Origin of the sequence: Ramlibacter albus, assembly GCF_014297445.1 — a bacterium.
Lineage (GTDB): Bacteria > Pseudomonadota > Gammaproteobacteria > Burkholderiales > Burkholderiaceae_C > Ramlibacter > Ramlibacter albus.
The window spans coordinates 62,664-86,780 of record NZ_JACORU010000007.1; the positions used below are offsets into that span (position 1 = coordinate 62,664).

Sequence of the window (24,117 nt, forward strand, 5' to 3'; positions counted from 1 at the left end):
ACCGATCAGCTCTTCGCGTCGATGACCTCGGACCCGACGCGGAATGCATCGAGGGCCGAAGGAAAGCCGCAGTAGACCGTCGCATGCAGGAAGATCTCCTGTAGTTCCTCCGGCGTCACGCCGTTGTTCAGCGCACCGCGCACGTGCACCTTCAGCTCGTGCGTCTTGCCCGCTGCGACCAGCATGGACACGGTGACGATGCTGCGGGTCTTCAGGTCCAGCCCGGGCCGCTGCCATGTGTTGCCCCACGCGTGCTTCGTCACCAGTTCCTGCAGAGGCGCCGTGAACGGCGTCGAGCGGTTCAGTGCCGCGTCGACGTACTCGTCGCCGAGAACGGCTCGGCGGGTCTTGATGCCCGCCTGGGTGTCGGGGTGGTTGGAAAGGTTTGCCGGCATGTGCTGCTCCTGGTTCGGGGGAGCGCCACATGCTACGCGGATCAGGTCTCCTGTGCGCGCGCGACCTGCGCCTCGGGGATCGCGTAAAACAGGCCCCTCTCGCCCTGCCGCCAGCCGCGCTGGTCCAGCGCGGGGATGCCGGCCGTCGCCGCACACAGCGCCACCCATTCCCCGTGCGTCCACTGCCATTCGACGAATTCAAGGCCTTGCGCCAGGGGCGCGGCGGGCTGGCCAACGGTCACGCGGTCGCGCATGCTCAGGCGTGACGCGGGCCCCTGCGAGGCCGCGCCTGCGCGGGCGCCCACTGCGGGCGTGACGGCGACTGCATGCTGCCTGGGCGCATCGACTTCGCCGAGACGCTGGTAGGCGCGCGCATCGTCCGCATCGTCCGCTTCGGCTGCGTTGGGTTCCTTGGGTTTCTTGCTGAACATTTTCCGGATTCCGGACAGCCTGGGCATGTGCATGTGCGCTCCTTGGTGGTGCCGGGCCCGCGACCCCGCGGCCGGCCCGCAGGCACTGTGCAAGTCCGGTGCCACGAGCAGCCCGACCAAGGTAGGGGTGGTGCTAACCTGCGCCCCATGAACACCGCCCGCTACCCCGCCCCCACGCTCGCCGACGTGCCCGACGACATCCGCGCCCGCATCCTCGAGGTGCAGGAGAAAGCCGGCTTCGTGCCCAACGTCTTCCTCGCGCTCGCGCGCCGCCCCGCCGAGTGGCGCGCGTTCTTCGCGTACCACGACGCGCTGATGCTCAAGGAGACCGGCTCGCTCACCAAGGGCGACCGCGAGATGATCGTCACCACCACCAGCGCGGCCAACAACTGCCTCTATTGCGTGGTGGCGCACGGCGCCATCCTGCGCATCTACGAGAAGAAGCCGCTCGTGGCCGACCAGGTGGCGGTGAACTACCGCAAGGCGGACATCTCGCCGCGCCAGCGCGCGATGCTGGACTTCGCGATGAAGGTGTGCCTGCGCTCGCACGAGGTCGAGGACGCCGATTTCGAGGCGCTCAAGGCGCACGGCTTCGACGACGAGGACGCATGGGATATCGCCGCCATCACGGCGTTCTTCGGGCTCTCGAACCGCATGGCGAGCTTCTCGAACATGATGCCCAACCCCGAGTTCTACCTCATGGGGCGCGTACCGAAAGAGAAGAAGTAATCAGGAGAGCAGCGCCCGGAACCACTCGGGCATCGGCTTGCTCTTCTGCGCCGGGAAGTCCGTCCACACGGTCGTGGCCCCGCCCGACGCGTACACCACGCCGGGCGCATCCGCACGCTCCAGCGTGCACCAGCTCTCGAAGCTGCTGCGCCCCGGCTCGCTCACGTAGTACTTCGCCACCACGTCGCCGGGGTATTCCAGCTGCCGGTGGAAGGTGCAGAACGCGTTGATGATGATCGGCCCCTCGCCTTCAGGGTCCAGGTTGCAATCCACCGAGCGCATCCACTCGATGCGGATGATCTCCAGGTAGCGGAAGTACAGCGTGTTGTTGACGTGCCCCATGGCGTCCATGTCGCCCCAGCGGATGGGCATCGTCATTTCGTGGACCAGTTTCTTCTTCTCGGGGATGTCGAATTTCATCGGTGGGCTCGGATGGAGGCAAGGATGCCGAGGGTGAACAGCACGCAGGCCGCGCCCTGCGCGGGCGTGGGCCAGCGGCCGTCCCAGGCGAAAGAATAAGCCAGGGCGAAGAGCGTTTCACTGACGATCAGCTGGCCGCAGAGGCTGGCCGAAAGGCGCCGGCTGGCGATGTTCCACAGTATCGTGGCAAGCCATGCGGCACCGAACCCGGTGCCGATGCAAAGCAGCGCGAAGAGCCCGCGGCCTTCGCGCGAGACGAGTTCCCTCGCGGGACTGCCCGCGACCGCCCACAGCACGATCGCGCCGAGGCCGGTGGCGATGCCGAGCCAGTTGGCCCAGTCCGTGGCGTTGACCTCCGGGTGCTTCTTCAGCCACTTCGAGTTGAGCAGCGCGAAGGCTGTCCAGCACACGAGTGAAGCAACCGCGAGCAGGACGCCGCGCAGGACGTTCGCACCCTCCGCGTGCGGCGACGAGATCATCAGCGCCAACCCCGCCGCGGTGAGCAGCAGCCCCGGCACGAGCGCCTTCCAGCTCAGGTGCGCGGGCTTGCCGAGCAGCATCACCCAGATCGGGATCGTGCCGATGACCAGGCTGGGCACCTCGGTGCCCGCGTCGCGAATTGCGAGCACGAGCAGCAGGTAATAGCCCGTGAACCCGAGCAGGCTCATGCCGAAGGATGCCAGCGCCTGCGAAGCCGTGGGCAAGGGCCGCCCGCGCGTCACCAACATGACAAACGCGGCCACCGCCCCATACGCGACGAAGCGCCCGGCCGTCAGGTCCACGGACGAATAGCCGCCCACCATGCGCGGTGCGACGAACACGAGGCCCCACAGCGCGCCGGCTGCAAGCCCCGCGAGGATCCCCTGGAGCACCTAGCCGCCGCCGGGCCGCCCCAAGGCGGCTGCTGCCCCCTCGGGGGGCAGCGATCCTCGCGAAGCGGGGAGCGTGGGGGCCCTCACAGCGCGAAGCCGTCGTCGGCCGCAATGACCGCGCCGTTGACGAAATGGCTCTTGTCCGATGCCAGCAGCACGATCAGCCCGTCCAGGTCCTCGGGCTTGCCCACGCGCTTGCGCGGCAGCATGGCGATGAGCTTCTGCCCCTGCTCGCTGGACCAGTGGTGGTGGTTGATCTCGGTGTCGATGTAGCCCGGGCACAGCGCGTTGACGTTGATGCCGAAGCGGCCCCACTCCAGCGCCATCGCGCGCGTCATGTGCACCACGGCCGCCTTGCTCATCGCGTACACGCCGATCTGCGGCAGCACGCGCAACCCCGCCATCGAGGCCACGTTGATGATGCGCCCGCCCGTGAAGCTGCCCGGCGCCGCGCCGCGCGAACGGGCCAGCATGCGCTTGCCCACTTCCTGCGCGACGAAGAAGGCGCCCTTGGCGTTGACGTCGAAGACGTAGTCGTAGTCCTCCTCCGTCACGTCCTGGATGCGCTGCGTGGTGCTCACGCCGGAGTTGTTGACGAGGATGTCGATGGAGCCCACCTCCGTCTCCGCGTGGGCGACGGCGGCGCGGATGCTGGCAAGGTCCGTCACGTCCATCTCGTAGACGTGGGCGTCGCCGCCCTCGCCCTCGATCTGCGCACGCAGGCTCTTGAGCTTCTCCACGCGGCGTGCGGCCAGCACCACGGCGGCGCCCGCCCGGGAGAGGACGCGCGCGAATTGCGCACCCAAGCCGCTCGATGCACCTGTAATGAACGCGACACGGCCTGAAAGATCGATGCTGTAGCTCACTGGAGTCTCCAACCGAAAACGAGGGACGCCGCCCCTCTAGAATCCATGCGAACCATTATCAGCGAGAGACCATGACCCCAGAAGAAATCCTGGCCCAGTTCGGGCCGCGCGAAGCGATGGAGTACGACGTGGTTGTCGTGGGCGGCGGCCCCGCCGGCCTGTCCACCGCCATCCGCCTGAAGCAGCTCGCCGCCGAAAGAGGCCAGGACGTTTCGGTCGTGGTGCTGGAAAAAGGCTCCGAGCCGGGCGCGCACATCCTCTCCGGCGCGGTGATGGACCCGCGCGCGCTCACCGAGCTCATTCCCGACTGGAAGGAAAAAGGCGCGCCGCTGAACCAGCCGGTCAACGACGACGCGATGGTGTTCCTGTTCGGCGGGGACCGGTCGCTGCGCGTGCCCAACTTCGCGCTGCCCGCCATCTTCCAGAACCACGGCAACTACATCGTGAGCCTGGCCAACGTCACGCGCTGGCTCGCGTCGCAGGCCGAGGCGCTGGGCGTGGAGATCTTCCCCGGCTTCCCCGCGGCCGAGATCCTCCACAACGAGAACGGCTCGGTCAAGGGCGTGGCCACCGGCAACATGGGCATCGGCAAGGACGGCGAGCCCACCGAGAACTTCCAGCTCGGCATGGAGCTGCACGCCAAGTACACGATCTTCGCGGAAGGCTGCCGCGGCCACCTGGGCCGCCAGCTCATCTCGCGCTTCAAGCTGGACGAAGGGCGCGACCCGCAGGCCTACGGCATCGGCATCAAGGAGCTGTGGGAGATCGACCCGAAGCGGCACGAGCCGGGCCTGGTGCTGCACACCGCCGGCTGGCCGCTGCCGGACGACACCTACGGCGGCGCGTTCATGTACCACATGGAGAACAACCAGGTGGCGCTGGGCTACGTGGTGGGCCTCGACTACAAGAACCCGTACCTGAGCCCCTTCGAGGAGATGCAGCGCTGGAAGACCCACCGCAACATCCGCTGGTACCTCGAAGGCGGCAAGCGCGTGGCGTACGGCGCGCGCGCGATCACGGCGGGCGGGCTGCTCTCGCTGCCGAAGCAGGTCTTCCCCGGCGGCGCGCTGGTCGGCGACGACGCGGGCTACCTCAATGCCGCGCGCATCAAGGGCAGCCACGCGGCCATCAAGAGCGGCATGCTGGCGGCCGAAGCGGCCTATGCCGCGGTGACGTCCGGCAGGCAGCACGACGAACTCACGGCCTACCCCGAAGCCTTCGAGAACTCGTGGCTGTACCAGGAGCTCAATCGCTCGCGCAACTTCAAGGCGTGGTTCAAGAAGGGGCTGTGGCCGGCAACGATCATGAACGGCATCGAGCACAAGCTGCTGGGCGGCCACGTGCCGTGGACGAAGCACCGCGACACGCCCGACCACGCGTCGCTGCGCCCGGCCGCGGAGTTCCAGCCGATCGCGTACCCCAAGCCAGACGGCAAGCTCACCTTCGACCGACTCTCGTCGGTGTTCATCTCCAACACCAACCATGCCGAGGACCAGCCGCCGCACCTGACGCTGAAGGACCCCGGCGTGCCCACCGGCGTGAACCTGCCGAAGTACGCGGGCCCCGAGAGCCGCTACTGCCCGGCGGGCGTCTACGAATTCGTCGAGGCCGAAGGCGGCCAGCCGCGCCTGCAGATCAACGCGCAGAACTGCGTGCACTGCAAGACCTGCGACATCAAGGACCCCACGCAGAACATCGTGTGGGTGACGCCCGAGGGCGGCGGCGGGCCGAACTACACCAACATGTAGCCGTTGGCCGCGGCGCACCTCTACCAGCGCAAGGGGCTGCTGATCCAGCTGCCCATTGCCCTTGCCGCGCTGGTGGCGATGGCGGTGCTGTGGCAGCTGTTCCTGCCCATGCCCGCGGCGCGGGTGGTGCTCAGCTCGGGCGACGCCAACGGCGCGTACCACGCGCATGCGCTCAAGTACGCCGAGTTCATGGGCCGGCACGGCGTGGACGTGGACGTGCAGACCTCGGGCGGCTCGGTGCAGAACCTGCGCCGGCTGCAAGGCCTGGAGCAGCCCGCTGCGCAGCTCGCGATCGTGCAGGGCGGCGCGTCCGCGGGGCCGCGGGAAGCGGGCGCCGCCAAGCTGGTGACGCTGGCGCGCGTGGACGTGGAGCCGGTGTGGATCTTCGCGCGCACGGGCGGCATCGATTCCTTGCAGCAGCTGCAGGGCCAGCGCGTCTCGCTGGGGCCGAAGGGCAGCGGCACGCGCCAGCTCGCGCTGCTGCTGCTCCAGCAGGTGCGGCTCACGCCCCGCGACATCGTCGACACGGACGTGAGCAACATGGCGGCGGTGGAAGCGTTCCGCGCGGGCACGCTCGATGCCGCGATCATGGTCGGCTCGCCAGGCTCGCCGGTCGTGCGCGCGATGCTGCAGACACCGGGCGTGCAGATCGTGCAGCTCAGCCGCACCGCGGCGCTGCTGGAGCGCCTGCCTTACCTGCAGGTGCGCCTGCTCCCCGCGGGCTCGCTCGACCCCGCCGCGCGGCTGCCCGCGCGCGATCTCTCGCTGCTGGTCACCACCGCCAGCCTCGTGGCTCGCGCGGACCTCGCTGCGCCGCTGCAGCGGCTCGCGGCTGCTGCCGCCCTGGAGGCACACGGCGGCAGCGGCCTGTTCCACCGCGCTGGTGAGTTCCCTTCGCTGCGGCGCGTGGAGTTCCCGGCTTCCATCGAAGCGCGCCACACGCTCGCGCAGGGCCTGCCGTGGCTCGAGGAGCAACTGCCCTTCTTCTGGGCGCAGCTGCTGGTGCGGCTGCTCGTGATCTGCCTGCCGGTGGCGCTCGTGGCGTGGTGGGCCGCGCGCCTGCTGCCCGCCTACCTGCACTGGCTGCTGGAAAGCCGGCTCGTGCGCTGGTACGGCGAGCTCAAGTACATCGAGAACGACCTCGCCAACGACGCGGTTGCCGGCATCCAGATCTCCCGCCACCTCGCGAGCCTCTACGACATCGAGCGGCGCATGAACGCGCTTGCGGTGCCGTCGGACCTGATGCCGCGCTGGTTCACGCTCAAGCAGCACGTCGACTTCGTGCGAGTGGGGCTGCGCAGGAGGTCCGGGCGATGATGCTGCTCTACCGGCGCCGCTGGGGCCTGTGCTACCTGCCCGTGCTGGCCGCGTGCGCGCTCGCGATCTGGGCCGCGGCCACGTACGTGCTGCCCTTGCCGCCCCGCACCCTGCCGCTGGCGGTCGGCACGCCGCAGGGCGGCTATGCGCAGGCCGGCGAGCGCTACCGCGCCGAGCTGGAGCGGCAAGGCATCAACGTCGAGCTCGTCACCACCGAGTCCGTCGGCGCGCTCGGCCCGCTGCAGCGGCTGGCCACGCGGGAAGACCCGTCGCAGGCAGGCTTCGCGCACGGCCTGCTTGCCGACCGCGGCCCCGAAGCCAAGGTGCTCGCGCTCGCCGTCGTCGGCCGGCAGGCGCTGTGGGTGTTCACACGCGACGCGGCGGTCACGCAGGTGCAGATGCTGCGCGGCTTGAAAGTCGCCGCGGGCCCGGCGGGCAGCCCCACGCGCGCGATCGCCGAGCGCCTGCTCGCGCAGGCGCAGGTGCCCGCGAAGGAGGTGGACTGGCAGCCGCTGCAAGGCATGCGCGCGGCCAACGAGCTGCTGGAGCAGCACATCGATGCGTACGTCACCATCGGCAGCGGTGATGCGCCCACGGTGCGCCTGCTCTCGCGCTCGCCGGGCATCTCGATGCTGGGTGTCGAGCGCGTCAACGCCATCGCGGCCGTCGAGCCGCGCCTGCGACCCTTCGTGCTGCCGCAAGGCGCCATCGAGCTGCGCGGCAACATCCCGCCGCGCGACCTCACCTTGCTGACCACCGGCACGCACCTGCTCGTGCGCGACCACGTGCACCCGGCCCTGCAGCGCGCGCTGCTCGACGCCGCGAGCGACATCCATGCACTGCCCAACTTCATCCAGCAGCAGGCGGAGTACCCGGAGTTCCAGACCGACTTCCCGCTGTCGCCCGTGGCGCGCCGCTTCGCGAATGGGGACCGGCCGTGGATGGAGACCGTGCTGCCCTACTGGTGGGCGCAGCTGGCCGAGCTGCTGCTCTATGCCGTGTTCCCCATCGTGGTGCTCACCGTCCTCATCCTGCTGCTCGTGCCGCGGCTTTTCAGCCTGCGGGTGGATGCGATGCTGTCGCACTACTACGGCGAGCTGAAGTTCCTGGAGAACGACGTGGACCAGGCCAGCGAGAAGCCCATCGCGGTGCGCGCGCTCGTGCAGAAGCTGGACCAGATGGAGCTGGACGTGGCGGGGCTGGACCTGCCGGACCGCTATGCGGACCGGTGGTACACGCTGCGGGAACACTTGCGCGCGGCGCGCTCGCGGTTGATGAACCTGCGCGGGCGCTGAAGTCCGCGGTCGTCAGGCCCTGCGACCGTCGCCGTCGTGCGCGAGCACCACGTCGAGCGCACCCTCGAACATCGCGCGCGCCGAGCCCGCCACCGAGCGCAGGTGGGCGTGTACGCGCGCATCCTCGTCGCTGCGATTGAGGCATTCGGCGCTGTAGGCCTCGAAGCTCGCCAGCTGCTCGATGATCTCCGCGAGGTGCCGCGGGCACTCGCAAAGCATGCGCGTCGGGCGCGCGGCGATCTCGGCGAGGAACTCCTCCGAGTGCCGGCGCACGGGCAGCGCCGCGTCCGCCGCGGCAGGCGCGTCCCGCTGCGTCCAGGTCGTCGAGCGAAGCAGTTCCGCGAGTTCGGCATCGTCGACCGGCTCGCGCCGCACGAGGAAGCCCGACTCGCGCACCGCGGCGATGCTGGCCTGCGCACCGAAGTTGTAAAGCAGGATGCCGTGTTTCGCGCCGACGTGCGCGGCAAGCTGCTGCAGCGCCTGGGCGCCGCCCGGCGGCACCGCGTTCACGCGCGCGATGAGCAGGTCCGCTCCCGCGCCGGCCGCTTCGGCGTCGGCGAGCGCGTTGTCGACGGTTGGGAACGCCGCGCGGATGTCGAGCAGCGCGCCACCCAGCCGCGCGGACCACCCGGGCAACAACAGGCGTGTTGCCAGCGCACTGCCGACAACGACCAGCGACAGCCGGCTCGGCTCGGCATCCCGCGTGCCGCGCGCGGACACGCTTCGCGTCTCCACCACCAGCCGCTGCAGTTCCTGCGCCGGCAGGCGCGCGATGCCGCCGATGCTGTGCCCGTTTTCGCTCAACTGCCGCAGCAACCGCGCGCGCAAGACGTCTTCGTCGGAATAGAGCCGGTGCCGCCCCTGCGACTTGCCCGGGGAAAAGGCGCCGTAGCGCCCCTCCCACATGCGAAGCGTGGAGACCGGCACCCCCGTCAGGCCCGAAACGCCGCCGATGCGGTGGATTTGCGTGTTTAGGTTTTGTGTAGACATAGTCGAAGCAGGCGAGGGACTCAATCGCATTCCTCTTTGATCACGGACAGAATCTTGCAAATTATCTAAACCAACGCCAAGGAATTGCTGATGAACGGTCGAGCAAATAGATTATGTGTAGCTGTCGCGCTGCTCACGTCCACCTGGGCGCACGCCGGCTTCGAATCGCCGACGCACCCGTGGGTTGTTCCGCCGACCGACTTGCAGCCTCACGCGCATTTCACGAACCTGAAGGATGGCGACACGGTGCAGTCACCCTTCGTCGCCAAGTTCGGGCTCGCCATGCGGGGCCTGGTGCCGGCGGGGCAGACGGCCGGCCAGGCCGGCCACCACCATCTGCTGGTCAACCAGGCGCTGCCGCTCGACTTCAAGAAGCCGCTGCCCTTCACGGACCAGTACATCCACTTCGGCAAGGGGCAGATGGAGACGGTGCTCGACCTCAAGCCGGGCACGTACAACCTGACGCTGCTGCTCGCGGACAAAGGCCACATCCCGTACTTCGTCTACAGCAAGCCCGTGCGGGTGAAGGTCACGCAGCGGGACGCCACGCGCACGCCGCAGCAGGCGGCGGGGCCTGCGCGCGTCGAGCTCCTCTCGCCCGCCGACGGCAGCACCGTGCGCAACGCGTTCCGCGTCCTGTTCCACGCCAGCGGCTTCAATGTGGCCCACCCGGCCGCGCGTACGGCGGGCACCGGGCACTTCGTGCTGAATGTGGCTGCGAAGGGCGGCAAGCCGGAGACGATCGCGTTCGACGCCGGCCAGACGGAAACCTGGCTGCAACCGCCTGCCGGCGATTACCAGCTCGCTCTGCAGCTCGTGGACAACATCACGGGCAAGGTGCTCGCCAGCGCCACGCCGGTGCGCATACGCGCCGAGTCGATGAAGGCCGGTGCCGAAAGCCTCGCGCGCGTCATGGGTGCATCGCGGCGATGAACACGCCTTGAAGGGGCGGTGAATGAACGTTCGCACGCATCGAGAGGGAGGAGACAAGCCCCCTCGCCCCCGATAGACTCCCGCGCCAGCATTAGCCGGGCCCCACGCATCTTTCAGGCGCCCGGTCGTCGTACCGGGGGGACACCGCGCATTGCGCAGGCCCATGCCTGCGAGGTCTCGCCTCCAAGCGTGAGCGTCGGGACCTGAAGGGGCGGGCAGTACATCCCAGGCGCTCGGAACCTCCGCATGCCACGGCCCGTGGCGGTGCGGGTTGCAGTTTCCCGAGAGTCGAATCCATGGAAGACGAAGGAGTCCACAAACTCCAGCGGCTGGTGCGCGCCGTGCGCATGGCCGCGAGCGCAACAGCCCCGCTTGCCCTTGCCGCACTGGCAGCGGCGCTGCAGACAGCACCGATCCTTGCGCGTGCGCAGACCTCGTCCGGTGAGCTGAGGGCCAAGGCCGCATGCGAAGCCGGTGCAGCGGAATTCAACAGCGGCGACACCGGCGGCTGGACCTACTACTGCCAGACGGCGTATCCGCCGATCCCGTGCTACCGCATGTTCAGCACGAATGGGGCGGGCACCATCAAGCAGGTGGATGGCGTGAGCTCGTGCTGGGACCCGAATGCGGCTGCGCCACCGCCGCCTCCGCCGCCGCCCCCACCGCCACCTTCGCCGCCCCCTTACCCGCCGGAAGGCTGCGCGGCAGGTGCAAACGGCTTCTTCATGTGTGTACCTTCCACACCGATCACGCCGCCGCCGGTGACGACGCCGACGCAGAACTTCGGCCCGCCCGTCGTGCCGAAAGGCGATGCGACCGTCACCGCCGACAGCGGTGATGGGTCGAACCCCGGCACGCTCGAAACGCTGGAGTCGTCGTGCCGCGCGGATGCGACCCCGCAAAGTGCCGGCGATCCGATCCATGTCGGCGTCGGCAACAACTACCAGCGCGAAGTCGACTTCGCTGCCGGTGGTTTCGAGTTCGCGCGGCACTACAACTCGGGACTGAAGGGCTGGACGCACAGCTACTCGATGCGGGTGATGGTGTCGGGCAGCAGTGCCATCGTCGTGCGGCCGGAGGGGCGTGCGCTGGTCTTTACGGGCAGTGGCGCCGGAGATTGGACCTCGAATGCCACCGTGAAGGATCGCCTGGTCAGGTTGAATCCCTCGCTGGCTTCGCAACCCACGTGGCAATTAATCGGCACCGACGACACGACGGAGTTCTACGACGCGTCCGGCTTGCCGATGTCGATGATCCTTCGCGGCGGGCGCGCCGTGAAGATTACGTTCGCTTCAGGGGCCTTGCAGGCAGTTTCGAGCTTCGGCCGCGAGATGCAGTTTGCGTACAGCGGTGGGCGGATTGCTTCCGTCACGTTCCCGGACGGGACACGCGCCGATTACGGATACGGTCCGAACGGGCATCTCGCGTCGGCGACCTACGCCGACGGCACGAGCCGCCGCTACCTTTACGAAGACGGCCGTTACCCGTGGGCGCTGACCGGCCTCGTCGACGAAAGCGGCACGCGCTTCGCAAGCTGGAGCTACGACGACCGCGCACGCGCCAACAGCAGCACACAGGCCGGCGGCGCGATCCGCTACCTGGTCGATTACCTCGCCGACAACCTCACCGTGCGCGTGAGCGACCCGCTGGGCGCGCAGCGCCTGCTGCAGCAGCAGGACATCGGGGGGCGCATCCTCTTCGCCGGCAGCTCGGCGCCCTGCGCGGACTGCTCGGGCGACGCCGCCGCGAAATCGCTCGACTCGCGCGGCAACACCACGCAGCGCGTCGACCATGCAGGGGTTGCGTCGCTGTACCAGTACGACCAGCGTGGGTTGCCGGTCTCGTACACGGTTGCCGCCGGCAAGCCCGAGGCGCAGACGACGCAGGTCCAGTGGCACCCCACCTTGCACCTGCCCGAAGTGGTGACCGAAGCCGGCCGCACGACGTCTTTCACGTACACGAGCGCCGGTAACGTCCTGAGCCGCGCGGTCCTGGACACGCACACCGGTGAGGGCCGCACGTGGACATGGACGTACAACGACCTCGGTCTCGTCACAACAGCCACCGACCCACGCGGCGCGACATGGAGCTTCGCGTACAACGGCTTCGGGGACCGCATCGAAGCGATCAACCCGCGCGGCGAGCGCACGACGTTCTCTCACGACAGTGCCGGCCGGGTGTTGCGCAGCACCGCACCGAATGGGCTCGTCACGGTCTACTCGTACGAGGCACGCGGGCGCCTTGCAAGTGTGATCACAGGCGACGAGCGCACCACCTTCACCTACACGCCCACAGGCCTGCTCGCGGGTGTCACGATGCCGGACGGCTACACCGTCTCCTACTTCTACGACTCCGCCCAGCGCATCGTCTCGTCCGGCGACAACCGCGGTGCGACAGTCCGGCACACGCTCGACGGCATGGGCAACCGGGTACGCAGCGAGGTGCGCGATGCGAACAACAACCTCGCGTTCGGCACGTCGCAGGTCGTCAATGCGTTCAACCAGGTGACCGCGACGCTCGACGCGGCAGGGCAAGGCACGCAGCTGCTGCGTGACGCCAATGGGGCGGTGGTCGCGATCACCGACCCGCTCAACCAGACCACCCGCTTCACCCAGAACAGCTTGCGGCGCGACGTCGCCACGACGTTCCCGGACAACGCCTTCATGACGCAGGCGTGGTCCGCGCAGGGCGAGCTCGCGGAAGTGGTCGATCCGAAGGGCGTGGCGACACGCTTCACACGCAACAACTTCGGCGAAGTGCTCACGGAGTCGAGCCCCGACATCGGCACCGTCCGCTACACGCGCGATACCGCAGGCAACGTCAGCGGCATCGAGGACGCCAAGGGCCAGCTCACCCGAATCGAGCGGGACAGCTTGCATCGGCCCATCGCCTTCGCGTTCGCGGACGGCAAGTCCGCCGCGCTCTCCTACGACACGACCGGCGCGATGAGTTCGATCACGGATTCCTCCGGCAGCACGGTCTATTCGCGCGACCTGCATGGGCGCGCCATTGCCAAGACCCACAACGTCGCGGACAACCCAACGAGCCCCACGGCGTACAAGGTGGGCTACGAGTATTCGGGCGGCGCCCTGGCTTCGATCAGCTACCCGAGCGGGCTCAAGGTCTACTTCACTCGCACGGCTGGCCGCATCACGCAGGTGAACGTAAGCACGGCACGCTCAGGGCCGACACCCTTCGTGACCGGACTGGCCTATACCGCGCTCGGCCAACCCAAATCCTGGGCTTGGGCAAGCGGGGATTCGGCTCAGCGCACCTTCACCGCTGGCGGCCACATGAGCGCGAATGAGATCGCCAGCTATACGAGGGATGCAGCCGGACGCGTGACCAGCGTGACGCAGCAGCTATGGACACAGTCAGGCCGCAACGCACCGACAAAGACCTCCATCGCATGGACTGCCAACTACGACAGCCGCGGGCGCATGGTGGCACTTCTTCGCGCCGGCGCCGGCAGCACCTTCGTGTTCGACTCCAACGGGAACCGGTTGCAAGGCACCGAGACGGCGTCCAGCAGCGTGGACCTCGAAGGCGAGTTCGCAACCGAAGGCGCCACGCGCACCAGCGTGCAGGCGCAAGCCGTCGATCCCGCCAGCAACAGACTGCTCGGCTCCACGGTGCGCACGACCACGGCCGCCGGCACAGCGACGAGCGTGGTGACCACGCAAGTCGGCTACTCGCCGGATGCCAACGGTGCGATGACAGGCGACGGCCTGCGCAAGTTCCAGTACGACGCGACCGGGCGCTTCTCGAAAGTCGAGCTGCTGAAGGATGGCGAAGCGGCCAGCGTCATCTACCTGACCAATGCCCTCGGCCAGCGCGTCTTCAAATCAGAACCCCAGGTCGAGCAACTTGCACCCAGCGAAACCCGATTGAGCCGGGGCTTCGTGACCTGGCTGAAGGACAACTTCGGCTGGCTGTTCGGCAAGGGAGGCTCGCGCGCGATGCTCGGGACGGCTTTCGTCTATGACGAGGGCGGCAGGCTTCTTGGTGAATACGACAACGGCACTTCAACCGCCAAAGGCGCCAGCGAGTACATCTGGCTGCCCACCGAAGACGGCCGCGCGATTCTGATCGGCATGTATCGCGGCGGAGTCTTCTACGCGATCCACACCGACCATCTCGGCACGCCTCGCCTGCTCACCGACGCCGCCAACAAGCCAGTCTGGCAGTGGCCGTACAGCGCCTTCGGGAACAACAAGCCAACAGGCGTGCTCCAGGTGCTGAGCGCAACGCGGCTGAAGGCCACTGTACCCGCTGTCGAGTTCAACCTGCGATTCGACGGGCAGTACTTCGACTCGGAGACGAACCTTGCGTACAACTTCATGCGGACATACTGCTCCGAGTGTGGCTCATATACGCAGCCTGACCCTATCGGTCTGGCAGGTGGCATGAACAGGTTTCTCTATGCACTCGATAACCCCTTGCGTTATGTCGACCCGTTTGGCCTTGATGTACTCGATGCCATCGCCAATCGCGCTGCGGGCATTGCGGAATCGAAACCTAGTACATTCACAAGGAGCGGGAATCTCTCCATGAGTCTCCCCCTTACCGGCCCGTTCGGTGTTTATGCAAGCTACAAGAATGACGGAGGCGGGGCGTCGTTGTACCTCGGAGGTGGTGTTGTTCTTGGATCGAATTTCAGCTTTGCCCCGCGCATCTCGCAGCAGTTGAATACTTCGAACGGGTCGACGGCAGGTATGTGCATGAAGTACGCGGCTTCAACTCCATTGGGGCTTGGGCCGCTTGGCCTGACAGGGAGCTTGACTCTTTCTCCCAATGCGATCTCCTCGGCATTCGGGCCCGCCATCGTAGGCGGCACGCCTTCGGTGTCATTGACGGGAGGTTGGAATTTCGAATGGAAATCGAAATGAAGGACTCATCAATGATCTGGGCGATCGCATGCATGCTCGCCATGTTGGTGAACTTCTGGACAACGCACAGGCTGCTGGATCGACTGCAGCGACAACATCCCGGAACGTGGACGCTGTTGGGCAGTCCGCGACTGGGGGAATCGAATCTCGGTCCGCGCTGGTTGGAGTTCGCAAAGTACATCTGGACCTTGCGTTTCAGGGAAGCCCACGACTCGGAACTCAACAGACTGGGGTGGGCGTCACTGACAGGCGAGGCCGCTGCGCTCATGTTTTTTCTCATGTCGCTTGTCGCTTGAGGGGCCTCCAGGATGATGTACATCGTCACCATCGAAGGCAGGAACTGCATGGTTCCCGTTCTGACGCAACTCGAAGTACTTCAAATCGAACCTGCCGAGCGCCTGGGGTTCATCACCACCCGTTGCGTCAAAGCCCTCGATGAAAGGCACGCCGGCTTCCTCGCCGCCGCCCTCGTCACGGACGAACTCGCGCGCACCAAGTACCTGCGCAACCCAGACTCCACGCCGCCGGTTTTTCGAATCGACTCCCTCAGGCAGATGCAGCCCGGCGACGACCCGGTGGTGAACAGGGGCTTCACCTTCTTCCCCGAAAGGGCCCCGCAAACCACCGCTGAACTTTCCTAGTAGGGACCACCCCTCGCAGACTCCCCGCCGTTCTCGTGCTACAAGCACGGGCAACTCGAAAACGACGGAAACACATGGCATCGGTTCAGATCGTGGGCGTCGAAAAGTACTTCGGCTCGACGCACATCATCCGGGGGGTGGACATCGACATCGAGGACGGGCAGTTCACCGTGCTCGTCGGCCCTTCCGGCTGCGGCAAGTCCACCCTGCTGCGCATGATCGCCGGGCTGGAGCAGATCACCGGGGGCGAGATCCGCATCGGCGGGCGCGTGGTCAACGACATGCCGCCCAAGCAGCGCGACATCGCCATGGTGTTCCAGAACTACGCGCTCTACCCGCACATGACCGTGCGCGAGAACATGATGTTCACGCTCAAGCTGGCCAACGTGCCCAAGGCCACCGCGGACGAGAGCATCCGCAAGGCGGCCGAGATCCTGGGCCTGGGCGAGCTGCTCGACCGCTACCCGCGCCAGCTCTCGGGCGGCCAGCGCCAGCGCGTGGCCATGGGCCGCTGCATCGTGCGCAACCCGCAGGTGTTCCTGTTCGACGAGCCGCTCTCCAACCTGGACGCCAAGCTGCGCGTGCAGATGCGCACCGAGATCCGCGCCCTGCACCAGCGGCTGAAGACCACGTCCGTCTACGTCACCCACGACCAGATCGAGGCCATGACGATGGCCGACAAGATCGTTGTGATGCGCGACGGCATCGTCGAGCAGATGGGCACGCCGCTGGAGCTGTACGACCACCCGGCCAACCAGTTCGTGGCGGGCTTCATCGGTTCGCCCGCGATGAACTTCCTGCCCGGCACGCTGCGCCGCGCCAACGGCACCGCGTATGTCGAATTCGGCGGGGGCGCGCGCGTGCCCGCCCCGATGTCGAACGCGCAGGACGGCCAGCCCGTGATCTACGGTACGCGGCCCGAGCACCTGTCCCTCGCCGGCGAAGGCGGCATCCCGGCCGAGGTCGTGGTGCTGGAGCCCACCGGCATGGACACCTTCATCGCGTGCAAGCACGCCGACATGGAGATTTCCGCCGTGATGCGCGAGCGCCACCAGTTCGCCCCCGGCACCCCCATCCACCTCGTGCCCGACCTCGCGCGCTCGCACCTTTTCGATGCGCAGACCGGGCAACGGATTCCCGCGTAAGAAAACTTCAACACCAGGAGACCCGCCATGAGCGATATCAGCCGCCGCAAAGTCCTCGAAGGGGCCGCCGGCCTTGCCGCCGCCACCGTGTTCGCGCCCAGCGTGCACGCGCAGACCCTCGCGCTGAAGCCCGAGAAGGGCGCCAAGCTGCGCGTGCTGCGCTGGAGCCGCTTCGTGCAGGGCGACATCGACCAGTACATGAAGAACGTCGCGGCCTTCACGGCCAAGACGGGCATCGAGGTGCGCGTGGACAACGAAGGCTGGGAAGACGTGCGCCCGAAGGCTGCCGTGGCCGCCAACACCGGCGCGGGCCCGGACATCATCCTGTCCACCAACGACGACGCCAACCTGTACCCCGAGAAGCTGCTCGACGTGACGGACCTGTCGGAGTACCTCGGCAAGAAGTACGGCGGCTGGTATCCGGCCGTGCAGCAGTACCTCAAGCCGGACGGCAAGAAGTGGATCGGCGTGGGCCTGGGCGCCGCCGGCTCGATGATGGTCTATCGCGACAGCATGCTGAAGGCTGCCGGCTACAACGCCTTCCCGAAGACCACCGACGACTTCCTGAAGATGGCGCAGGCGCTGCACGCCAAGAACACGCCCATCGGCATGGCGCTGGGCAACGCCACGGGTGACGGCCTGTGGTGCAACTGGCTGATCTGGGCCTTCGGCGGCAAGCTGGTGGACCAGAACAACAAGGTGGTGATCGACAGCGCCGAGACCGCCAAGGCGCTCGAGTACGGCAAGCAGCTGTACGCCACGTTCATCCCCGGCACGCTGTCGTGGCTGGACCCGAACAACAACAAGGCGTTCCTCGACGGGCAGATCAGCGCCACCAACAACGGCATCTCGATCTACTACGCGGCGAAGAACTCCACCGACGCGAAGATCAAGGAAATGGCCTCCGACATCCAGCACGCCACGTTCCCGGTGGGGCCGGTGGGGCAGCCGACGGAGTCGCACCTGTTCTTCAACCAGATGATCATGAAGTACACCAAGTACCCGCAGGCCGCCAAGGAGTTCCTGCGCTTCATGATGGAGAAGGAGCAGTTCGACCCGTGGCTCACCGCCGCCGGCGGCTACATCGCGCCCCCGCTGGACGCCTACTCCAAGATCGCCGTGTGGACTGCGGACCCGAAGAACACGCCGTACCGCGACGCCGTCAAGAACATGCGTCCCACGGGCTACGCGGGCAAGCTGGGTTATGCATCGGCCGGCGCCGGCGCCGACTTCATCGTGGTGAACATGGTGGCCGAGGCGATCAGCGGCAGCAAGAGCGTCAAGGAAGCGATGGAGCGGGCGCAGAAGCGTGCAGAGCGTTATTACAAGGTCTGACGCAGGCGAGCCCGCGAAGGGCTCGCTGCTCGAGCGCTTCCAGAACAGCCGCAACGCCCTCGGGCTGGCTTTCATGCTGCCCGCGGCGCTGCTGCTGCTGCTGTTCCTCACCTACCCGCTCGGCCTGGGCGTGTGGCTCGGTTTCACCGACGCCAAGGTCGGCCGCGCGGGCGAGTGGGTGGGGCTGGAGAACTACCAGTTCATCTGGGGCGACTCGGTCACGCGCCTGGCCCTGTTCAACACCCTCTTCTACACGTTCGTCGCGAGCGTGGCCAAGTTCGGCCTGGGGCTGTGGCTCGCGCTCATCCTCAACCGCAACATCCCGCTGAAGGCGTTCTTCCGCGCGGTGATCCTGCTCCCGTACATCGTGCCGACGGCGCTGTCCGCCATCGCGTTCTGGTGGATCTACGACGCGCAGTTCTCCATCATCAGCTGGGTGCTGCTCAAGCTGGGCTGGATCGACAAGTACATCGACTTCCTCGGCGTGCCGTGGAACGCGCGCATCTCCACCATCGTGGCCAACGTGTGGCGCGGCGTGCCCTTCGTGGCGATCACGCTGCTGGCGGGTTTGCAAACGATCTCCCCCAGCTACTACGAGGCTTCGGCCATCGACGGCGCCACACCGTGGCAGCAGTTCCGCTACGTGACGCTGCCGCTGCTCACGCCGATCATCGCGGTGGTGATGACGTTCTCGGTGCTGTTCACCTTCACCGACTTCCAGCTGATCTACGTGCTCACGCGCGGCGGCCCGCTGAATGCGACGCACCTGATGGCGACGCTGTCGTTCCAGCGGGCGATCTCGGGCGGTGCACTCGGCGAAGGCGCGGCGATCGCGATCGCGATGGTGCCCTTCCTGCTGGCGGCGATCATGTTCAGTTATTTCGGCCTGCAGCGGCGGGCGTGGCAGCAAGGCGGCAAGGACTGATGGCAAGCACGGACGACACCACGCTCAACCCGGGCGGCATGGGCTACCTGGACACGCGCGCAAGCAAGGTCCTGAAGGTGTACCTGCCCCTCGGCGCCTTCGTCTTCGTGCTGCTCTTCCCGTTCTACTGGATGGGCATCACGTCGTTCAAGCCGAACAACGAGCTGCTCTCGCGCGAGGGCAACCCGTTCTGGGTGGCGTCGCCGACGCTGGCGCACTTCCACAAGCTGCTGTTCGAGACGAGCTACCCGCAGTGGATGTGGAACACGCTGCTGGTCTCGGTGGTGTCGACGTTCGCGTCGCTCGCCGCATCGGTGTTCGCGGCGTATGCGATCGAACGGTTGCGGTTCTCCGGGGCGAAGCACGTGGGCCTCGCGATCTTCCTCGCCTACCTCGTGCCGCCATCGATCCTCTTCATCCCGCTCGCGTCGGTGGTGTTCCAGCTGGGGCTCTTCGACACGCGGCTCGCGCTGATCCTCACCTATCCCACGTTCCTCATCCCGTTCTGCACCTGGCTGCTCATGGGGTACTTCCGCTCGATTCCGCACGAGCTGGAGGAATGCGCGCTGATCGATGGCGCGAGCCGCTGGCAGATCCTCACGCGGATCATCCTGCCGCTGGCCGTGCCGGGGTTGATCTCCGCGGGCATCTTCGCGTTCACGCTGTCGTGGAACGAGTTCATCTACGCGCTGACCTTCGTGAGTTCGAGCGAGATCAAGACGCTGCCGGTCGGGGTGGTGACCGAGCTCGTCGAAGGCGACGTTTACCACTGGGGTTCGCTGATGGCGGGTGCGCTGCTGGGGTCGCTGCCGGTGGCGGTGATCTACTCGTTCTTCGTGGAGTATTACGTGTCGGGCATGACGGGGGCGGTGAAGGAGTAGCGGGGGAACCTATGGCCGGTGGTCGTCACTGAGGACGTGCCACCCCAAGGATGACTCCATGAACCAAGAGCAATACCTGGCGCTGCTGCGAGACCTCGCGCACGTCGCCTGCCTGTCCGACGCGTCCAGCCTGCTCACCAGCGGTCGCATCGTCATCGGCGAGCTTGCCACCCTGCTCGTGCACGACCCGAGGTACGACCCCGGATTGCTGCAGGTGCGCTACCGCCTGGGCGCCGTGCCCGCCGAGTTGCGCGAGGTTGTCCTGCAGGCGCTGCTCGAGGCCAACTATGCGGCAGGCTATGGCGGCGAATGCGTCTTCAGCCTCATGCCCGAGTCCGGCGACGCGGTGCTCACCGCCAGGCTCGCGCTTGCTCCCTCGCTATCCGCGCAGGACCTCTGGCAGTCGCTGTCGGACATGGCGCGCCATGGCCAGGAAATGTGGCAGCAAATACGCGACGTGGCGCAACCGCCGGTCCAAGGTGTCATGCAGGCCGAGGAGGCGCGGGCATGATCCCCGGAAATCCAACCGGCGCGCAGGGGATGACACAGCCCCTTCTGCGTCCGGAAAGCAAAGCAGACGGGCTGTCCGACGACCTTGCTCCTGCAGCAAGCGAAGCACGCACGGGCATCGGCGCGCTGCAGCCGGGCGCGCCTGCTGTCTTCGACAGTGGAATGCCGGCGCCGCGGCGGCGCTGACCGCCCTCGACACCATCATCGCGGTCGACGACGACAGAGTGCTGCCCTTCCAATATCTGCACCCAAGACTGAACGTGCTGACGTTACGGCTGGCTGAAGCGCTGCCCCTCGAAGAGGCAATGCCGTATTACCAAGCGAACTGCCGCCACGTGCCTGCGGGCCGGCGCGATCTCCTTGCGCGGCTGCTCGAACGCGTGCCGCCCGACACGGCACCTGGCGACGGTGTGGACAGGTGGATCGCCAACCTCAGCCTGGTGGCCGACTACGACGGCAAGCTTCGCCACCCGCAGACTCAAGCACCGCTGCAGTATCCGCAATGGCTGCATGACCTTCGGACTGACGGCCGCGCGGAATGGGAAAGGAACCTGCGGCAGGGCATCGCGCGCGATGCGCAAGTGCGGTGGAGTCCCCCAACCGCGGTCGAGCTCGACCGCAGGGGTAATTTCCAGTGGAGGTAGACGGCTCACATACTCAGGCGCCGTCCCACATCGCCGACAGTGGCACCGCAAACATGTCCTCGCCGAACCGCAGCACCCTCTCGCCGTCGTAGAGCACGACGCCTCTGCGGAAGCTCGGCCCGGCGATTTCCCGCAGCTTGCTCAAGCCCTTGAAGTCGGCTTCGCGCACGGTGCCCCCCGCCTTCACCTCCACACCGACAACCGCACGAGCGCCGTGTTCGATCACGATGTCGACTTCGTGCCCGTCGCGGTTGCGGAAATGGTGGAACGCCAGCTCACCGAGGCCGGCGCTGGCCTGGCGGCGCAGTTCCTGCAGCACGAACGTTTCCAGCATGTGACCCAGCAGCTCACGGTCGGCCGCAAGGTCGGCCTCGCTCACGCGCAGCAGCGCGCACGCAAGGCCCGTGTCGCACAGGTGCAGCTTGGGTGTCTTGACGAGGCGGTCCATGCGCCGCAAGTTCCAGGGGGGCAGCAGCTCGACCAGGAAGAGCCGCTCCAGCAGCAGCACGTAGTCACGAATGGTGGGCCGGCTGACCTGGAAGGGGCCGGCCAGGTCGCTGATGTTCGCCAGCTGCGCCGTGCGCGCCGCGCCAAGTTCCATGAGGCGGGGCAGCACGTCGAGCGCCGCGACACGCGCCAGGTCCCTGACGTCGCGTTGCAGCAGGGCCTGAACATAGGCCCGGTACCAGTCGCGTCGCCGCCCGGGCGGCCGCGCGAGGGCCGCGGGATACCCGCCGCCCGCGACGCGTACAGCGAGTTCGCTGCCGAGCCGCGCGTGAGGGGCCCCGGACTCGAATCTCCCCGACAACAGCTCCCCGAGAAAGCCGGCGCCCGTGCGTTCGACCTCGCATTGTGCGAGCGGATGCAAACGCACTGCCTCCAGCCGGCCGGCGAGCGAGTCCGCCAGCGTGGGCAGCAGCAGGATGTTCGATGATCCCGTCAGCAGGAAGCGGCCCGGCGCACGGTCCTTGTCGGCGGCCACCTTGAGCGACGTGAACAGGTCGGGCACACGCTGGACTTCGTCGAGCACCATCTTCGCGGGCAGGTCCGCGACGAAGCCGACAGGGTCGGCTCGTGCCGCATCGGCCAGGTTGTCGTCGTCGAAAGTCAGGTAGCCGTAACCCAGCGGCTCGGCAATCGACTGCGCCAGCGAGGTCTTGCCGCTCTGGCGGGGGCCGTGCAGCAGCACGACGGGTGTGTCGGCCAGCGCGGTGCGCAGGCTTTCGGCGGCCAGGCGGGGGTAGAAGCCAGCCTCGGGAGCGGGGGAGGACATGGCGGCTGATTGTAGATTTGGTCTCCGCTAATTGAAAGTATTTGGTCCGCTGATTGAAAGTTTCGATCCGGCTGATTGAAAAGGTTCGAGCTTGGGTACAATCGCGCCCGTTCAGGAGAGAGCTTCTTCGCCGAAGCCGCCGAAGGCGACCCAACGCTCAGGCAAAAGGACTGACGAGCATCCCGCAAGGGGTGTCACCTTGCTGGAGAGAGAACCGTTCACGACGGTTCCACCGAAGGAGCAAGCCGCGGTAAGCGGTGAATCTCTCAGGTAAAGCGGACGGCAGGGGCGACCCATCGTGGAGTACGATGGCCCACAAGCCCCTTTGCCGGAGAGCCGCTTGAACGCTCCAGAAGAAGAGCTACACAAGACCCCCCTGCATGCGCTGCACCTCGAACTCGGTGCGCGCATGGTCCCCTTCGCGGGCTACAGCATGCCCGTCCAGTACCCCGCCGGCCTCATGGCCGAGCACCTGCACACGCGCAGCAGTGCCGGGCTGTTCGACGTCTCGCACATGGGCCAGCTGAGGCTGGAAGGTCCCGAAGCTGCCACAGGATTCGAGACGCTCATGCCTGTCGACGTGATCGACCTGCCCGTCGGCAAGCAGCGCTACGGGCTGCTGCTCACGGATGAGGGCACGATCATCGACGACCTGATGTTCTTCAACCGCGGCAAGGACATCTTCGTCATCGTCAACGGCGCGTGCAAGGCGGGCGACATTGCGCACATCAAGGCAGGCATCGGCTCGCGCTGCGAGGTGATCCCGATGCCGGAGCGCGGACTGCTCGCGCTGCAAGGCCCGAAGGCCGTCGACGCGCTGAAGCGCCTCGTCCCCGGCGTCGAGAAGCTCGTCTTCATGACGGGCGGCGAATTCCAGTGGCAGGGCAAGGACCTGTTCATCACCCGCAGCGGCTACACCGGCGAGGACGGCTTCGAAATCTCGGTGCACGAGGATGCCGCCGATGCGTTTGCACGAGCACTGCTCTCGCAGCCCGAGGTGAAGCCCATCGGCCTCGGCGCCCGCAACTCGCTGCGCCTCGAAGCGGGCCTGTGCCTCTACGGCAACGACATCGACACCACAACGACGCCCGTCGAAGCCGCGCTCAACTGGGCGATGCAGAAGGTGCGCCGCACGGGTGGCGCGCGCGCGGGCGGCTTCCCGGGCGCCGACAAGGTGCTGGGCCAGCTCGCCGGCAGCACGCCCCTCGAGCGCAAACGCGTCGGCCTCGTCGCGCTCGAGCGCGTGCCCGTGCGGGACCACACCGAGCTGCAGGACGACGCCGGCAACAAGGTCGGCGAGGTCACGAGCGGCCTGCTCGGGCCGAGCGTCGACAAGCCGATCGCAATGGCCTACGTGCGCAGCGACCTTGCCGCGAACGGCACGCGCCTGAACGCCATCGTGCGCGGCCGCAAGGTCCCCATGGAGGTGACGGCCATGCCGTTCATCCCGCCGAATTACCACCGGGGCTGAACAAGCCCCTTCAACTCAGGAGAGACCCATGACCGTCAAGTACACGCCGGAACACGAATGGATCCAGCTCGAAGACCACGAGTCCGCGGTCGTCGGCATCACGCTGCATGCGCAGGACGCACTCGGTGACGTGGTGTTCGTCGAGCTGCCTGAAGTGGGCCGCGTCTACAAGAAGGGCGAAGTGGCCGGCGTCGTCGAATCCGTGAAGGCCGCGGCCGACGTGTACATGCCCATCTCCGGCGAGGTCACCGAGGTGAACGAGGAGCTGCGCAAGGACCCCGCGCTCGCCAACAAGGACCCCATGGGCAAGGGCTGGTTCTTCACCATGCTGATCCAGGACATGGCCGAGTTCGACGTCCTGATGGACGAGCCTGATTACCAGAAATTCGTCAAGGAAAACAGCTAAG

At 67.1% G+C, this 24,117-nt stretch carries 24 protein-coding genes and 2 riboswitches; of the genes, 17 read left to right on the top strand and 7 right to left on the bottom strand.

Features of this window, described 5'->3' with window-relative positions; all coding sequences use genetic code 11:
* Positions 1 to 5: 5 nt before the first annotated feature.
* Positions 6 to 395 carry a carboxymuconolactone decarboxylase family protein gene (locus tag H8R02_RS18590; protein ID WP_187082978.1) on the bottom strand — a complete coding sequence of 130 codons (390 nt, stop codon included), beginning with the start codon at positions 393 to 395 and terminating at the stop codon, positions 6 to 8.
* A gap of 41 nt (positions 396 to 436) precedes the next feature.
* On the bottom strand, positions 437 to 826 hold the full coding sequence (locus H8R02_RS18595; RefSeq protein ID WP_187082979.1) for a hypothetical protein: 390 nt from the start codon (positions 824 to 826) through the stop codon (positions 437 to 439).
* A gap of 147 nt (positions 827 to 973) precedes the next feature.
* On the opposite strand from H8R02_RS18595, the gene H8R02_RS18600 reads away from it, so the two are divergent.
* Complete coding sequence (locus tag H8R02_RS18600; protein ID WP_187082980.1) at positions 974 to 1,555, top strand: peroxidase-related enzyme; 582 nt, start codon at positions 974 to 976, stop codon at positions 1,553 to 1,555.
* Here H8R02_RS18600 and H8R02_RS18605 read toward each other — a convergent pair whose 3' ends face one another.
* The 3 genes from H8R02_RS18605 to H8R02_RS18615 all read right to left on the bottom strand — a co-directional run bounded on the left by H8R02_RS18605 (position 1,556) and on the right by H8R02_RS18615 (position 3,713).
* The gene (locus H8R02_RS18605) at positions 1,556 to 1,975 is read right to left on the bottom strand and encodes an acyl-CoA thioesterase (protein WP_187082981.1); all 420 of its coding nucleotides are present in this window, start codon (positions 1,973 to 1,975) and stop codon (positions 1,556 to 1,558) included.
* Positions 1,972 to 2,847, bottom strand: coding sequence for a DMT family transporter (locus tag H8R02_RS18610; RefSeq protein ID WP_187082982.1), 876 nt, complete (start codon positions 2,845 to 2,847; stop codon positions 1,972 to 1,974). The genes H8R02_RS18605 and H8R02_RS18610 overlap by 4 nt, the downstream gene beginning before the upstream one ends.
* Before the next feature lie 83 nt (positions 2,848 to 2,930).
* Positions 2,931 to 3,713 (bottom strand): SDR family oxidoreductase, encoded by a 783-nt coding sequence (locus H8R02_RS18615; protein WP_187082983.1) that lies wholly within the window; start codon positions 3,711 to 3,713, stop codon positions 2,931 to 2,933.
* A 71-nt stretch (positions 3,714 to 3,784) separates the two neighbouring features.
* Between H8R02_RS18615 and H8R02_RS18620 the strand changes: the two genes are divergently transcribed.
* The 3 genes from H8R02_RS18620 to H8R02_RS18630 are packed head-to-tail and all read left to right on the top strand — an operon-like array spanning position 3,785 to position 8,073.
* Positions 3,785 to 5,461, top strand: a complete 1,677-nt coding sequence (locus H8R02_RS18620) for an electron transfer flavoprotein-ubiquinone oxidoreductase (protein ID WP_187082984.1) — start codon at positions 3,785 to 3,787, stop codon at positions 5,459 to 5,461.
* A 3-nt stretch (positions 5,462 to 5,464) separates the two neighbouring features.
* Entirely contained in the window at positions 5,465 to 6,778 is a 1,314-nt protein-coding gene (locus H8R02_RS18625; RefSeq protein WP_187082985.1) for a TAXI family TRAP transporter solute-binding subunit, read from the top strand.
* Positions 6,775 to 8,073: a TAXI family TRAP transporter solute-binding subunit gene (locus H8R02_RS18630; RefSeq protein ID WP_187082986.1), complete on the top strand. Its 1,299-nt coding sequence runs from the start codon at positions 6,775 to 6,777 to the stop codon at positions 8,071 to 8,073. Before H8R02_RS18625 ends, H8R02_RS18630 begins: the two co-directional genes overlap by 4 nt.
* A 12-nt stretch (positions 8,074 to 8,085) precedes the next feature.
* On the opposite strand, the gene H8R02_RS18635 is transcribed toward H8R02_RS18630, so the two are convergent.
* Complete coding sequence (locus H8R02_RS18635) at positions 8,086 to 9,063, bottom strand: MerR family transcriptional regulator (protein ID WP_187082987.1); 978 nt, start codon at positions 9,061 to 9,063, stop codon at positions 8,086 to 8,088.
* A gap of 90 nt (positions 9,064 to 9,153) precedes the next feature.
* On the opposite strand from H8R02_RS18635, the gene H8R02_RS18640 reads away from it, so the two are divergent.
* The 11 genes from H8R02_RS18640 (at position 9,154) to H8R02_RS18690 (ending at position 20,966) form a co-directional block, all read left to right on the top strand.
* Positions 9,154 to 9,996 (top strand): DUF4399 domain-containing protein, encoded by an 843-nt coding sequence (locus tag H8R02_RS18640; RefSeq protein WP_187082988.1) that lies wholly within the window; start codon positions 9,154 to 9,156, stop codon positions 9,994 to 9,996.
* A gap of 296 nt (positions 9,997 to 10,292) precedes the next feature.
* On the top strand, positions 10,293 to 14,885 hold the full coding sequence (locus H8R02_RS18645; RefSeq protein WP_187082989.1) for an RHS repeat-associated core domain-containing protein: 4,593 nt from the start codon (positions 10,293 to 10,295) through the stop codon (positions 14,883 to 14,885).
* Between the two features lie 11 nt (positions 14,886 to 14,896).
* The gene (locus H8R02_RS18650; RefSeq protein ID WP_187082990.1) at positions 14,897 to 15,181 is read left to right on the top strand and encodes a hypothetical protein; all 285 of its coding nucleotides are present in this window, start codon (positions 14,897 to 14,899) and stop codon (positions 15,179 to 15,181) included.
* 12 nt (positions 15,182 to 15,193) lie between these two features.
* Complete coding sequence (locus H8R02_RS18655) at positions 15,194 to 15,526, top strand: hypothetical protein (protein ID WP_187082991.1); 333 nt, start codon at positions 15,194 to 15,196, stop codon at positions 15,524 to 15,526.
* 74 nt (positions 15,527 to 15,600) lie between these two features.
* Positions 15,601 to 16,671, top strand: a complete 1,071-nt coding sequence (locus tag H8R02_RS18660) for an ABC transporter ATP-binding protein (protein WP_187082992.1) — start codon at positions 15,601 to 15,603, stop codon at positions 16,669 to 16,671.
* 27 nt (positions 16,672 to 16,698) lie between these two features.
* Positions 16,699 to 18,006: an ABC transporter substrate-binding protein gene (locus H8R02_RS18665; protein WP_187082993.1), complete on the top strand. Its 1,308-nt coding sequence runs from the start codon at positions 16,699 to 16,701 to the stop codon at positions 18,004 to 18,006.
* A gap of 25 nt (positions 18,007 to 18,031) precedes the next feature.
* On the top strand, positions 18,032 to 18,931 hold the full coding sequence (locus tag H8R02_RS18670) for a carbohydrate ABC transporter permease (protein ID WP_187083251.1): 900 nt from the start codon (positions 18,032 to 18,034) through the stop codon (positions 18,929 to 18,931).
* A 38-nt stretch (positions 18,932 to 18,969) separates the two neighbouring features.
* Positions 18,970 to 19,812 (top strand): carbohydrate ABC transporter permease, encoded by an 843-nt coding sequence (locus tag H8R02_RS18675; protein WP_187083252.1) that lies wholly within the window; start codon positions 18,970 to 18,972, stop codon positions 19,810 to 19,812.
* Positions 19,813 to 19,870: 58 nt separating this feature from the next.
* Entirely contained in the window at positions 19,871 to 20,323 is a 453-nt protein-coding gene (locus H8R02_RS18680) for a type III secretion system chaperone family protein (RefSeq protein WP_187082994.1), read from the top strand.
* A complete protein-coding gene (locus H8R02_RS18685) occupies positions 20,320 to 20,508 on the top strand; it encodes a hypothetical protein (RefSeq protein WP_187082995.1) in 189 nt (62 codons plus the stop codon). The genes H8R02_RS18680 and H8R02_RS18685 overlap by 4 nt, the downstream gene beginning before the upstream one ends.
* A 38-nt stretch (positions 20,509 to 20,546) precedes the next feature.
* A complete protein-coding gene (locus H8R02_RS18690; RefSeq protein WP_187082996.1) occupies positions 20,547 to 20,966 on the top strand; it encodes a hypothetical protein in 420 nt (139 codons plus the stop codon).
* 13 nt (positions 20,967 to 20,979) lie between these two features.
* Here the strand turns inward: H8R02_RS18690 and H8R02_RS18695 are convergent, their stop codons facing one another.
* On the bottom strand, positions 20,980 to 22,239 hold the full coding sequence (locus tag H8R02_RS18695; protein ID WP_187082997.1) for an ATP-binding protein: 1,260 nt from the start codon (positions 22,237 to 22,239) through the stop codon (positions 20,980 to 20,982).
* A gap of 101 nt (positions 22,240 to 22,340) precedes the next feature.
* A riboswitch (glycine riboswitch) is annotated at positions 22,341 to 22,422 on the top strand.
* 9 nt (positions 22,423 to 22,431) lie between these two features.
* Positions 22,432 to 22,532, top strand: a riboswitch (glycine riboswitch).
* Positions 22,533 to 22,579: 47 nt separating this feature from the next.
* Here H8R02_RS18695 and gcvT point away from each other — a divergent pair.
* Both gcvT and gcvH read left to right on the top strand, forming a co-directional pair.
* Entirely contained in the window at positions 22,580 to 23,710 is a 1,131-nt protein-coding gene (gene gcvT / locus H8R02_RS18700) for a glycine cleavage system aminomethyltransferase GcvT (protein WP_187082998.1), read from the top strand.
* A gap of 28 nt (positions 23,711 to 23,738) precedes the next feature.
* Positions 23,739 to 24,116: a glycine cleavage system protein GcvH gene (gene gcvH / locus H8R02_RS18705; RefSeq protein WP_187082999.1), complete on the top strand. Its 378-nt coding sequence runs from the start codon at positions 23,739 to 23,741 to the stop codon at positions 24,114 to 24,116.
* The last annotated feature ends 1 nt before the right edge of the window (position 24,117 follow it).

Bases quoted from the DNA above. Each gene is read 5' to 3' on its own strand.
- H8R02_RS18590 (WP_187082978.1), bottom strand. From the start codon at position 395: ATGCCGGCAAACCTTTCCAACCACCCCGACACCCAGGCGGGCATCAAG.
- H8R02_RS18595 (WP_187082979.1), bottom strand. From the start codon at position 826: ATGTTCAGCAAGAAACCCAAGGAACCCAACGCAGCCGAAGCGGACGAT.
- H8R02_RS18600 (WP_187082980.1), top strand. From the start codon at position 974: ATGAACACCGCCCGCTACCCCGCCCCCACGCTCGCCGACGTGCCCGAC.
- H8R02_RS18605 (WP_187082981.1), bottom strand. From the start codon at position 1,975: ATGAAATTCGACATCCCCGAGAAGAAGAAACTGGTCCACGAAATGACG.
- H8R02_RS18620 (WP_187082984.1), top strand. From the start codon at position 3,785: ATGACCCCAGAAGAAATCCTGGCCCAGTTCGGGCCGCGCGAAGCGATG.
- H8R02_RS18630 (WP_187082986.1), top strand. From the start codon at position 6,775: ATGATGCTGCTCTACCGGCGCCGCTGGGGCCTGTGCTACCTGCCCGTG.
- H8R02_RS18635 (WP_187082987.1), bottom strand. From the start codon at position 9,063: ATGTCTACACAAAACCTAAACACGCAAATCCACCGCATCGGCGGCGTT.
- H8R02_RS18640 (WP_187082988.1), top strand. From the start codon at position 9,154: ATGAACGGTCGAGCAAATAGATTATGTGTAGCTGTCGCGCTGCTCACG.
- H8R02_RS18645 (WP_187082989.1), top strand. From the start codon at position 10,293: ATGGAAGACGAAGGAGTCCACAAACTCCAGCGGCTGGTGCGCGCCGTG.
- H8R02_RS18650 (WP_187082990.1), top strand. From the start codon at position 14,897: ATGATCTGGGCGATCGCATGCATGCTCGCCATGTTGGTGAACTTCTGG.
- H8R02_RS18655 (WP_187082991.1), top strand. From the start codon at position 15,194: ATGATGTACATCGTCACCATCGAAGGCAGGAACTGCATGGTTCCCGTT.
- H8R02_RS18660 (WP_187082992.1), top strand. From the start codon at position 15,601: ATGGCATCGGTTCAGATCGTGGGCGTCGAAAAGTACTTCGGCTCGACG.
- H8R02_RS18665 (WP_187082993.1), top strand. From the start codon at position 16,699: ATGAGCGATATCAGCCGCCGCAAAGTCCTCGAAGGGGCCGCCGGCCTT.
- H8R02_RS18675 (WP_187083252.1), top strand. From the start codon at position 18,970: ATGGGCTACCTGGACACGCGCGCAAGCAAGGTCCTGAAGGTGTACCTG.
- H8R02_RS18680 (WP_187082994.1), top strand. From the start codon at position 19,871: ATGAACCAAGAGCAATACCTGGCGCTGCTGCGAGACCTCGCGCACGTC.
- H8R02_RS18685 (WP_187082995.1), top strand. From the start codon at position 20,320: ATGATCCCCGGAAATCCAACCGGCGCGCAGGGGATGACACAGCCCCTT.
- H8R02_RS18695 (WP_187082997.1), bottom strand. From the start codon at position 22,239: ATGTCCTCCCCCGCTCCCGAGGCTGGCTTCTACCCCCGCCTGGCCGCC.
- gcvH (WP_187082999.1), top strand. From the start codon at position 23,739: ATGACCGTCAAGTACACGCCGGAACACGAATGGATCCAGCTCGAAGAC.